The organism is Ruegeria sp. G7 (assembly GCF_056535465.1).
Window position 1 is genome coordinate 2,135,587 of record NZ_JBQFIL010000001.1, and the last position, 11,612, is coordinate 2,147,198.

The window sequence follows — 11,612 nt, forward strand, 5'->3', positions numbered from 1 at the left end:
ACGAAACACCCGCGTGAGCGGGGTGAAACATCATGTCCCGGGTTCAGGCCTTGTCTTTGGCCGCGTCGGCGTCGACCTCGTCCGACGCTTTCAGCGTCAGCGGCGGGTCCTGCGGCGCTTCCGAGATCGGGGCAGGGGCCGCAGGCGGCGTGGTCAGCACCTCATCGGGGCCCGGCACCGGGCGCGGGGTTGGGGTATCATCCTCTTCCACCGGCTCGACCCGCGGGGCGTCTTCGGTGACCGCTCGGCGAAACACCAGTACATTGCGCCAGTTGGTGGTCGACCCGGTCAGGCCCGAGCGCTCCTCGCTGGGCAGCAGTTCCGCGCGCTGATACTCCCAACCATCCTGTCCCATCTGGTTCAGAAGCTGCTCGATCGACGTGGCAAACCGGCCCTCTGGCGTTTTCACACCTTTCGCCTTGGTGCCCTTTTGCGGAGCGGGGACAACTTTGTATTCGTAGCGCTGCATCAACAGGTCCTGATTGCTGTGTCCGGGAACGTTAACACTTTGACCGCCGGGTGAAAGCCAAGATCGTGTTTAGGCGAATTTCGGCGTGTACTGTGGTTTTAGCCCCGCGCTGCTTTGCCGACCAGCGACAGGCAAACCTCGGTCGCCAACGCCATGTCCTGCACCGAAATCCACTCTTTCGGGCCGTGAATGCACTGCATCCCGGTGAAGATGTTTGGCGTCGGGGTGCCGAATTCTGTCAGACGCGACCCATCGGTGCCGCCCCGGATCGGGACCGAGACGGGCTCGATACCCTGTTCGCGGCAGGCCTCGCGGGCGAGATCGACGGGGGTCATGTCCTTTTCCAGCCAGTAACGCATGTTGCGGTATTGATGGGAGATGTCGCAGGTGATGGTCGCGCGCGGCTCGGTTGCCTGCACGGCGGCGCAGACCTGACGGACGATGTCGCGCTGGGCCTCAAGCCCCTCCATCTCAAAATCGCGCAGGATCAGCTTGATCTCCATCTCGGAGGAGCCGCCGTTCATGTCGGTGATATGAATGAACCCCTCGCGCCCGTCGGTGACCTCGGGCGTCATGGTGGCCTGCGGCAGGGTCTGCACGATCTTTGCGGCCAGATGGGCGGCGTTGACCATTTTGTCTTTGGCCAGACCGGGGTGGATCGACACGCCGGTGATGTTGATCACCGCACGATCCGCCGAGAAGCTCTCGTACTCGATCTCGCCCACGTCCTGCCCATCGAGCGTATAGGCGAAATCGGCTTTCAGGTCCTTGGGCAGTTGCTCGGTCACGCCGCGCCCGATCTCTTCGTCGGGGGTAAAGGCGATGCGGATGGGGCCGTGGGCGATGTCTTTGTTCTCAATCAGATGCCGCGCCATCGTCATCAGGATCGACACGCCGGCCTTGTCATCACCACCCAGCAGCGTGGTGCCCGAGGCGGTGATCAGGTCATGGCCGATCTTTTCGGCCAGATAGGGATGCTCTTCGGGGGACAGAACCAGATCAGGATCGTCAGGAAAGGTGATATCGCCACCGTTATAGCCTTTGATCACCCGCGGTTTCACACCGGTCGCATTGAATTGCGGGGCGGTGTCTACATGGGCCAGAAAGCCAACCGTCGGGCCCTCAGCCGTGCCGGGTATCGTCGCCACAACCACACTGTCGCCGGTGATCTCAACATCCTGCGCACCGATCTCGGCCAATTCCTTTTGCAGCAGATGCAGCATGTCGAACTGAATGTTTGTGCTGGGGGTCGAGGGCGAGGTCTCATCGCTTTGGCTGTCGATGGCGGCATAGCGCATCAGCCGGGTTTCGAGTTCCTGATCAAATCTGTTCTGCATCGTGCCCTCCCTCTTTGTTGCCGAAGAAAGGGGCTAAATGACAACGGAGTCAAGCCGATGGCCTGACTCCGTCGGGTGGTTCACAATGGGTTTACGATCCCAGCTTCTGGGCGACCAATTGGTTTACCGCCTTGGGGTTGGCTTTACCGCCGGTGGCCTTCATCACCTGACCGACAAACCAGCCTGCCAGTTTCGGATTCACCTTGGCCTTTTCAACCTGTGCCGGGTTGGCGGCGATAATCTCATCCAGTGCGGCCTCAATCGCGCCGGTGTCGGTCACCTGCTTCATGCCGCGCTCTTCCACGATCTGCGCCGGGTCGCCGCCTTCGGTATAGACGATCTCGAACAGGTCCTTGGCGATCTTGCCCGAGATGGCATCGGAGGCGATCAGGTCGATGATCCCGCCCAACTGTGCCGGAGACACGGGCGAGTCGGTGATGTCGTGGTCTTCTTTCTTCAACCGGCCGAACAGCTCGTTGATGACCCAGTTCGCGGCCAGCTTGCCGTTGCGACCCTTGGCGACATCCTCGAAATACGCGGCGCTTTCCACCTCGGCGGTCAGGACCGAAGCGTCATAGTCGGTCAGGCCAAACGCTTCGATAAACCGTGCCTTTTTGGCGTCGGGCAACTCGGGCAGTTTGGCGGCGATGTCGTCCACCCACGCTTGTTCGATCTCCAGCGGCAGCAGGTCGGGATCGGGGAAGTAGCGGTAATCGTGCGCTTCTTCCTTGGACCGCATGGAACGGGTTTCGCCCTTGTCGGGATCGTACAAACGGGTTTCCTGTTCTACCTCGCCCCCAGCTTCCACGATGGCGATCTGGCGACGGGCTTCGACCTCAATCGCTTGCTGGATAAACCGCATCGAGTTCATGTTCTTGATCTCGCAGCGCGTGCCGAGATGTGAGAAGTCCTGTGTTTCCTGGTACTTCTCATACGCGCCCGGCAAACAGATCGAAACGTTCACGTCCGCCCGCAGGTTGCCGTTCTGCATATTGCCGTCGCAGGTGCCCAGATACCGCATGATCTGACGCAGCTTGGCGATATAGGCTGCAGCCTCTTCCGGTCCGCGAATATCGGGACGGCTGACGATTTCCATCAGGCAAACACCGGTCCGGTTCAGGTCGACGAAAGACATATGCGGGTCCATGTCGTGGATCGATTTGCCTGCGTCCTGCTCCATGTGGATACGCTCGATCCGAACCATACGCGCGGTGCCGTCGCCCATCTCGACCAGAACCTCGCCTTCGCCCACAATAGGCTGATAAAGCTGGGAAATCTGGTATCCCTGCGGCAGGTCGGGGTAGAAATAGTTCTTGCGGTCAAAGGCCGATTTCAGGTTGATATCCGCCTTCAGGCCCAGCCCGGTGCGCACCGCCTGTTCCACGCAATATTCATTGATCACAGGTAGCATGCCCGGCATCGCCGCGTCCACGAACGCCACGTTCGAATTCGGCTCGGCCCCGAATTGGGTCGACGCGCCGGAAAACAGCTTGGCATTGGATGAGACCTGAGCGTGCACCTCCATCCCGATCACCAGTTCCCAATCGTGCTTGGCCCCGGCAATGGTTTTAACTTTGGGCATTTCGTATGTCAGGTCGAGCATGGCGCGCCTCATATCCGCAGAAGTCTAAGCCTGCGTATTAGGCCCGGCGCGCCAAAGGGGCAAGGGGTTCTGCCTTTAATTCGCCGAGAACTGCAGTCCCGTCGGCGTAAACGTCACGCGCTGGCCGCTGCGCAGCTCGTCGCGAAACAGGTTTGCGATGGCCCGCAGCGCATCGCGGCGGCCACGGGCGGCAAAGCGTTCAGCCGAATTGACACGCAGGCTGTTGTTGAACCCGTTCGCCGCGTGGGCCCAGATCAGCGGGTGCAGCTCGGTCAGGTGATCGCGGATCAACCAGTCTGCGGCGGCGCAGATCTGCTTGCGGGCGACGTCTGCCTTGGGGCTGCGGCCCATGCCCTTCTGCAGGGTGACCGAGCAATAGGCCGCCAGCAGGTTGATCGTCTGTTGATCCGGGCGGCGCGCTACAATATCCTGTAATCCTTCAATAAAATACTCGACATCCACCCGCGCGCAGGCCTCATCATCCAGTGCGATGGCGTCGAACTGCGCCCAGGTATAACCGCCTGCGCCCCATGTCTTCTGGGTCCGCGCGGCGTTGCGCAGGGCCTGAACCTCAAGTTGCTCATAGCTACCGAACCAACGCGGCAGCAGGTGGGTCCCCATGGCGCGCATGTGGCGGTGGTTCTGCGGGTCCAGCGTGATCAGGGCTTCGTATTTGTCAGCGACGCGGGTGCGCGGGTCGATGTGACCGGCCAGCAAGGCGCAATCCGCCGCGGCAACGGCGGGGCTGTCGGGCATGGTTGCGCGGCTCAGCGGCATCAACGCGGCGGCGCGGTCGAAATGCGCCGCACAACGGGACCGATGCAGCGTCGGCAGCGCATCCGATTGCGCCGTCCCGCGCCAGGCCCAGGCCAGATCGATATGCGCTAGAGCCACCACCAGCGCGATCATCGGATCGTCGGGGTGGTTCTGAACTTCGCCTTCCAGCTCGGAGATTCCGCCCAGCAGATCATAATCCGACAGTTCCTTCCCGTCGGACAGCGCATGTTCGGCCGCCAGCACCACATCCGAGCGGGCGCCAAAGGCCAGCAGATCGGTGATGGGCTGCCCGCAGGGCGTGGTCTTGCGGGCCGCGTCGGCGGCGCGCATTTCGCGCGACAACTCGGCCCACATATCCTGCCGCGCCAGATAGCGGCCGCGCTCGATCACCTGATGCGCGATCGCATCATCAGCATCCGTTTCAGCGATGGGAATGTTCAGCTGACCCGAGGCAACAAGCCATGCCGTGGCATCGGCGACCGACGCAGGCAGAGGCGTTGGGGTGGGATTAGAAGAACCGAAAAGACGGGCAGAAACTGCCCTGATAGACCGAAACATGGCGAAACTCGAACTGGAACAAACGTGTAACCGGTTCAGTTTTGCCAAAAATTAATTGCAAATCAAGGAAACAACGTTGCGAGCGGAGGATTCCGCGACCAATCCGGCTCGAAATCGGGGGATCGTTTCAGAATACTCTAAAATGATGGCGCTCGACCGCAAATCCGGCCTGTGTCAGGACCTCTTCGAACTGCTTGTGCGGTGGAAGTGATTCATCCGGCAGGCGCACGCGTTTGTCCGATTTCAGCATCGCCGAGACACGCACCGAAAAGTCCCAGCGCGTGTCAAAGCGGAACCGGTCAACCTCGGCCAGCTTCAGTTCGCCCTGCCGCTGACCGCTGTGCCAGCGCAGGGTATCGCCGGTCAGTTCCATCCCGGCGCTGGTGTCTTTGAAGACATCCCACAGTGCGGGCAGGGTGGTCAGGGCCAGCAGGGCCATCAGCCACCAGACCGCGTCAAACACGATCATCAGCCCGATCAGCGCCGCATAGATGCCGATCAGGATCAGAACCGTGCGCGGGTTCCGGTTCTGCCGAGTAAACCGGAACGGGGTCATGCGCCGAGGATGCGCGACACCATCTCGGTGGTGTCCCGGGACAGGTCCTGCGTGTCCGCGATGCGAGTCAGTTGCGCGCGCATCAGGGCCTGACGGTCGGCGTCATAGCGTTTCCATGTCTGGAACGCGCTGCACATCCGGGCGGTGGTTTGCGGGTTCACCGGGTCAAGCTTGATCAGCCAGTCTGCCAGCAGCGCATAACCCGCGCCGTCCGCCTGATGGAAGCCCGCATGACTGCCCGCCAAAGACCCCATCAACGCGCGGAACCGGTTGGGGTTTTTCCAATTGAAATCAGCGTGCTCGGACAGTTTGCGCGCGGTTTCGACCGTCTTTTCGGGGCCTGTCATCGCAACCTGCAGTCCGAACCATTTGTCCATCACCAGCCGGTCATGCTGCCACTGGTCATAAAACGCCTCCAGCTCGGCTTCGCCCTTGCCCGCGCGCAGCAGGCAGGACAGGGCGGTCAGTTGAAGTGTCATGTTGTCGGCGCGGCCGTAGTCCTCGGCCGCCTTGACGCCACCATCCAGTCGCGAGGTCAGCGCCAGCGCAGCACCCCCAAGGGCCCGTTTGCCCGATTGCTCGGCGTCCGGTTCATAGGGGGCATCCACCAGCGTTTCGCTGTGCAGCCGGGGCAGAAGGTCCTGAACATGCTGGGCGGTGGCCTGACGCAGGGTTTCAACCGCAGCCCAGATTGCCATCGGATCGGGGGTGACGCCCTTGTCATGCAGCGCTGCGGCCAGTTCGGATTGCGTCGGCAGGCCCAGCATCAACGCGCGATAGGCCGGATCCAGCGTTTGATCGCGCAGAACGGCCAGCAAGCCGTCCAGATAATCGGCATCCGGTGTCGCCTCATCGGTGATCATGCGCAGCAGCGTGTCCTCGGCCAGCGACCGCCCCGCCTGCCAGCGGTTGAAGGGGTCGGTGTCATGGGCCAGCAGGAAGGCGCGTTCGGCATTCGACGGCTCATGTTCAAGGATCACCGGGGCCGAGAAGTCGCGCAGGATCGAAGGCACGGGCTTGGCCGCAAGGCCGGTGAAGGTAAAGCTTTGTTCTGCCACGGTCAGCTCAAACACCTCGGTCGCGCGTACCTCATCCCCGTTCGGACCCAGCAGGCCAATGGCGACCGGGATCACCTGAGGCTGCTTGTCGTCCTGTCCCGGTGTCGGCTCGGTCCGTTGGCCCAGCGTCAGGGTGTAGGTGCCATCCGCCCAATCCTCCCGCACCGACACGCGCGGGGTGCCGGATTGGCTGTACCAGCGCTTGAACTGGCTGAGGTCGCGGCCCGTGGTGTCTTCGAACACTTGCAACCAATCCTCGATGGTGCAGGCCTGCCCGTCATGGCGGTCGAAATAGAGATCGAGTGCCTTGCCATAGGCCTCGTCGCCCACGAGCCGCTTCAGCATACCGATGACCTCGGCACCTTTCTCGTAGACGGTCGAGGTGTAGAAGTTGTTGATTTCCTGAAAACTCTCGGGCCGCACGGGATGCGACAGAGGCCCGTTATCCTCGGGGAATTGCCGCGCGCGCAGGTCGATGGCGTCATGGATGCGTTTCACCGGGGCCGAGCGCATGTCCGAGGTGAACTGCGCATCGCGATGGACGGTCAGCCCTTCCTTGAGGCACAGCTGGAACCAGTCGCGGCAGGTGATGCGGTTGCCGGTCCAGTTGTGAAAATACTCATGGGCGATGATCGCCTCGATCCGCTCGAAATTCATGTCGGTCGAGGTTTCGGGGCTGGCCAACACAGCCGAGGAGTTGAAAATGTTCAGCCCCTTGTTCTCCATCGCGCCCATGTTGAAATCATCGACGGCGACGATGTTGAACACGTCCAGATCGTATTCGCGGCCATAGACGTCCTCGTCCCATTTCATCGACTTCTTCAGGGCTTCCATGCCGAAGGCACATTTGCCCTCGTCGCCCGGGCGGACCCAGAGGTTCAGTTCGACGTCACGGCCCGACATGGTGGTGAACTGGCCGGGATGGGCGATCAGCTCTCCGGCGACCAGCGCGAACAGATAGGCGGGTTTGGGCCAGGGATCGACCCATTCGGCCCAGCCGTCTCCCTTGGCCGTGGGGTTGCCGTTCGACAGCAACACCGGCAGATCGCCATTGATGCGCACGGTGAATGTGGACATCACATCGGGGCGGTCGGGGTAATAGGTGATCTTGCGGAACCCTTCGGCCTCACATTGGGTGCAATACATGCCGTTCGACATATAAAGCCCTTCCAGCGCGGTGTTGTTGCCGGGATCGATCTCGACCTCGGCCTCCCAAATGAAAGGTGCGTCGGGCACCGACGCGGTCAGCCCTTCGTCGGTCACTTCGGGCTGGATCGCGGCCCCGTCGATCGCGGCGCGGATCAGCTTGAGGTCTTCGCCATGCAGGAAGAACCTGCGGTCCTTAGCCTCGGGGTTGGGACGGAACCCGATGCGAGAGGTCACCCGCGTGGCGTGCGGTGCCAGATCAAAGGTCAGATGTACGCTGTCCACCAGATAGCCGAACGGCGTATAGTCTTTCAGATAGATCGTGGTGGGGGTGGCGTCGCGCATCGGGGGCCTCATCATCATCCGGGACTTTGGCGCGACGTTAGGGTCTTCGTCCTGTGGCTGCAACCAATGGTGATTGGCTTGTTGGATTTGAAACAGCTTCGCGCAGTTTCGACAGGCCAGAACGCAGGGGCACAAGTTGCCTATAGCGAACGAACGCCCTAATTGATGACCGCATACAATGGCACACAATATTGGGGGATTCGGGAGATGAGCAGCAGACAGACCCGCAGCGGGTTGCAGATTGACCCGGTTTTGGTCGACTTCATAGAACATAAGGCGCTGCCGGGTACGGATGTGTCTGCAGAGCAGTTCTGGTCGGGTCTGGCGCGCCTGGCGAATGAACTGGGGCCGAAGAACCGTGCGCTGCTGGAAAAGCGCGCCGATATTCAAGGCCGGATTGATGGCTGGCACGCGGCACGGCGGGGTCTCGCCATTGATCCGGGCGAATATCAATCCTTCCTGCGCGAGATCGGGTATTTGGTAGATGAGGGCGGAGATTTCGAGATCGAGACCACGAATGTCGATCCCGAGATCGCCCTGATCCCTGGTCCGCAATTGGTCGTACCGATCACCAATGCCCGCTTTGCGCTGAACGCCGCGAATGCCCGTTGGGGCAGCTTGTATGACGCGCTTTACGGCACGGATGCGCTGGGCGATGTGCCGACAGGCAAGGCCTATGACACGGCACGGGGTGCGCGGGTGATCGCCTGGGCCAAGGATTTTCTGGATCAGGCCGTGCCGCTGGCCTTCGGGTCTTGGGCGGATGTCTCGGGCTTGAGTGTTCAGGACGGGGCATTGATGCCCACGCTGGCTGATCCCGCGCAGTTTGCGGGCTACGGCGGAGCGGCGGCGAAACCCGAGTTCGTTCTGCTGCGTAACAACGGTTTGCACATCCAGATCAGAATCGATGCGCACAGCGCTATCGGTGCATCGGACCCGGCGGGCATTGCAGATGTCCGTTTGGAATCGGCGCTGTCCACGATCATGGATTGCGAGGATTCGGTCGCCTGTGTCGACGGGGCCGACAAGGTGGCAGCCTATGAAAACTGGCTGGGCCTGATGAAAGGGGACCTGACCGAGGAGGTCAGCAAAAGCGGCAGGACCTTTACCCGCAAACTGGCGGGCGATCTGGCGTTCACGGCCCCGGATGGCACGTCTTCGACGCTCAAGGGGCGGTCGCTGATGCTGGTGCGCAATGTCGGCCATCTGATGACCAATCCAGCCGTGCTGGACGCAGAAGGTCGCGAAATTGGTGAAGGGTTTATGGATGCGCTCTGCACCACGTTGATCGCCATTCATGACCTGAAACGCGCGGGCGGCAATTCGGTCACCGGGTCGGTCTATGTGGTTAAGCCCAAAATGCACGGACCTGAGGAAGTTGCCTTTGCCGTCGAGATTTTCGACATGGTCGAGGATATTCTGGGCCTGCCGCGCAACACGGTGAAGCTGGGCATCATGGATGAGGAGCGCCGGACCTCGGCCAACCTCAAGGAATGTATCCGCGCTGCGAAATCGCGGGTGGCCTTTATCAATACCGGGTTCCTTGATCGTACGGGCGATGAGATCCATACCTCGATGGAGGCCGGTCCGATGCTGCCCAAAGGCGATATCAAGGACACGCCGTGGATTGCGTCTTATGAGGATCGCAATGTCGATATCGGTTTAGCCTGCGGCCTGAAAGGCAAGGCGCAGATCGGCAAGGGGATGTGGGCGATGCCTGACCGGATGGGGGATATGCTTACGGCCAAGATCGGCCACCCGCAATCCGGTGCCTCTTGTGCCTGGGTGCCGTCACCCACCGCCGCAACCCTTCACGCAACGCATTATCATAAGGTCGATGTACAGGCGCGTCAGGACGCGCTGGCCGCTGGTGGCGCGCGCGGGACGCTGGATGACCTGTTGACCGTACCGCTTTTGGGCGGGCGCAATCTCAGCGCGGACGAGATCAACCGCGAGATCGAGAACAACGCTCAGGGCATTCTGGGCTACGTGGTGCGATGGGTCGATCAGGGCGTGGGCTGTTCGAAAGTGCCGGACATCAACGATATCGGCCTGATGGAGGATCGGGCGACTTGCAGGATATCCTCGCAGGCGTTGGCCAACTGGCTGCATCATGATCTGATCAGTCAGGAGCAGGTGATGGCAGCGATGCGCAAAATGGCGGCCGTAGTGGATCGTCAGAACGAGGGAGATCCGTCCTATCACCCGATGGCACCGGGTTTTGACGGAATCGCGTTTCAGGCGGCTTGTGATCTGGTGTTCCGGGGCCGGGTGCAGCCGTCGGGTTATACCGAGCCGGTTTTGCACGCGCGTCGGCTGGAGTTGAAGGCCAGCCTGGGCTAGCGGCGAGGGCAGGAACGAGGGGGCTGTCTGCCCCCTCGCGCTCCCCCGAGGATATTTTTGGCCAGATGAAAGGGATCGGGAATGCTTATTTCTTTACGCAAGGCGCGTACCATCATTCGCAAGGCTCTGGAGAAAGGGCGCGAGATGGAATTGAAACCCTTGTCGGTTGTGGTTTTGGACGCGGGCGGGCATGTGATCGCGTTCGAGCGTGAAAACAACGCTGCACCGGGTCGCTTTGCGATTGCCCATGGCAAGGCATATGGCGCTGTGATGTTGGGCATGGCGGGTACGGCACAGATGGCGCGGGCCGAGGGGCAGGCTTATTTTATGGCTGCAGTAAACGGCGTTTACGGCGGACAGGTCATTCCGGTGCCCGGTGGCGTGCTGCTGCGGGATCGCAAAGGTGTGGTGATTGGCGCGGTTGGGGTAACAGGTGATACCTCGGACAACGACGCGCAGGCGGCGCTTGCGGGCATCGAAGCCGCAGGGCTGACGGGCGAAATCTGACCTGCTGCCGAAGTTTTCATCATTTGTGCGCGGTTGAACACGCGCTTGCGCTGACATGCAGGTCCTGCGCCGTTGCGCAGGGCCATGCCTGTCGATAGGTTTTGCCAAATGCGATTGAAACGAAGGACAGCACATGGCGCGCCCCGTCGTCGGAATAGTTGGAAATTCCTATCTGATGAACGATCAGTATCCGACCCATGCGGGCGGGACGATGAATTCAGATGCCGTGTCGAACGTGTCAGATTGTATCCCTCTGCTGATCCCTGCCGATCCGCGTTATGTTTCGGTCGACGAACTGCTGGAAGTTTGTGATGGTTTCCTGCTGACAGGAGGCCGCCCGAATGTTCACCCCGAGGAATATGGAGAGCCAGCGACCGAGGCACACGGTGAGTTCGACCGGGCGCGGGATGCGATCACATTGCCTCTGGTCCGGGCCTGCGCCGAACGGGGGCAGCCGTTTTTCGGAATTTGCCGGGGATTTCAGGAGGTCAACGTCGCCATGGGTGGCACGCTCTACCCTGAAATTCGTGATTTGCCGGGGCGGTTGAACCACCGGATGCCGCCTGACGGGACTTTGGAAGAAAAATTCGCGCTGCGCCATGTTGTGACGCTGACCGAGGGAGGCGTATTTCACCGGTTGCTGGGCGCTTGCGAGGTCATGACCAATACGCTGCACGGGCAGGGGATCAAGACGCTGGGTGAGAATGTGGTGATCGACGGTCATGCGCCGGACGGCACGCCCGAAGCGATCTATATTAAGGGCGCGCCCGGATTTACCTTGTCGGTGCAATGGCACCCCGAATGGGATGCGGCCAATGATCCGGTATCGCGCCCCTTGTTCGAAGAATTCGGCCGCGCCGTATATAGCTGGGCCGCAGGCAGAGACGCCGCGCGGTTGCAGCGTTCTGCCTGA

The 11,612-nt window shown here is 61.2% G+C and carries 9 protein-coding genes; 3 read left to right on the forward strand and 6 right to left on the reverse strand.

Going from position 1 to position 11,612, the window contains the following annotated elements; genetic code table 11:
* Positions 1–43 precede the first annotated feature (43 nt).
* From ACR3EN_RS10735 to pepN, 6 genes are all read right to left on the reverse strand, one after another.
* Positions 44–469: a DUF4177 domain-containing protein gene (locus ACR3EN_RS10735; RefSeq protein WP_480822654.1), complete on the reverse strand. Its 426-nt coding sequence runs from the start codon at positions 467–469 to the stop codon at positions 44–46.
* Positions 470–567: 98 nt separating this feature from the next.
* The gene (gene pepT, locus ACR3EN_RS10740; protein WP_480822652.1) at positions 568–1,806 is read right to left on the reverse strand and encodes a peptidase T; all 1,239 of its coding nucleotides are present in this window, start codon (positions 1,804–1,806) and stop codon (positions 568–570) included.
* A gap of 91 nt (positions 1,807–1,897) precedes the next feature.
* A complete protein-coding gene (gene gatB, locus ACR3EN_RS10745; RefSeq protein WP_480822650.1) occupies positions 1,898–3,409 on the reverse strand; it encodes an Asp-tRNA(Asn)/Glu-tRNA(Gln) amidotransferase subunit GatB in 1,512 nt (503 codons plus the stop codon).
* Between the two features lie 75 nt (positions 3,410–3,484).
* The gene (locus ACR3EN_RS10750; RefSeq protein ID WP_480822648.1) at positions 3,485–4,744 is read right to left on the reverse strand and encodes a hypothetical protein; all 1,260 of its coding nucleotides are present in this window, start codon (positions 4,742–4,744) and stop codon (positions 3,485–3,487) included.
* Between the two features lie 127 nt (positions 4,745–4,871).
* Positions 4,872–5,300, reverse strand: coding sequence for a hypothetical protein (locus tag ACR3EN_RS10755; protein WP_480822646.1), 429 nt, complete (start codon positions 5,298–5,300; stop codon positions 4,872–4,874).
* On the reverse strand, positions 5,297–7,849 hold the full coding sequence (gene pepN / locus ACR3EN_RS10760) for an aminopeptidase N (RefSeq protein WP_480822644.1): 2,553 nt from the start codon (positions 7,847–7,849) through the stop codon (positions 5,297–5,299). The genes ACR3EN_RS10755 and pepN overlap by 4 nt, the downstream gene beginning before the upstream one ends.
* Before the next feature lie 207 nt (positions 7,850–8,056).
* Here pepN and ACR3EN_RS10765 point away from each other — a divergent pair, with 207 nt between their 5' ends.
* The 3 genes from ACR3EN_RS10765 to ACR3EN_RS10775 all read left to right on the forward strand — a co-directional run bounded on the left by ACR3EN_RS10765 (position 8,057) and on the right by ACR3EN_RS10775 (position 11,612).
* On the forward strand, positions 8,057–10,192 hold the full coding sequence (locus tag ACR3EN_RS10765; RefSeq protein ID WP_480822642.1) for a malate synthase G: 2,136 nt from the start codon (positions 8,057–8,059) through the stop codon (positions 10,190–10,192).
* A gap of 81 nt (positions 10,193–10,273) precedes the next feature.
* On the forward strand, positions 10,274–10,699 hold the full coding sequence (locus ACR3EN_RS10770) for a GlcG/HbpS family heme-binding protein (RefSeq protein WP_480822640.1): 426 nt from the start codon (positions 10,274–10,276) through the stop codon (positions 10,697–10,699).
* 133 nt (positions 10,700–10,832) lie between these two features.
* Positions 10,833–11,612, forward strand: a complete 780-nt coding sequence (locus ACR3EN_RS10775) for a gamma-glutamyl-gamma-aminobutyrate hydrolase family protein (RefSeq protein ID WP_480822638.1) — start codon at positions 10,833–10,835, stop codon at positions 11,610–11,612.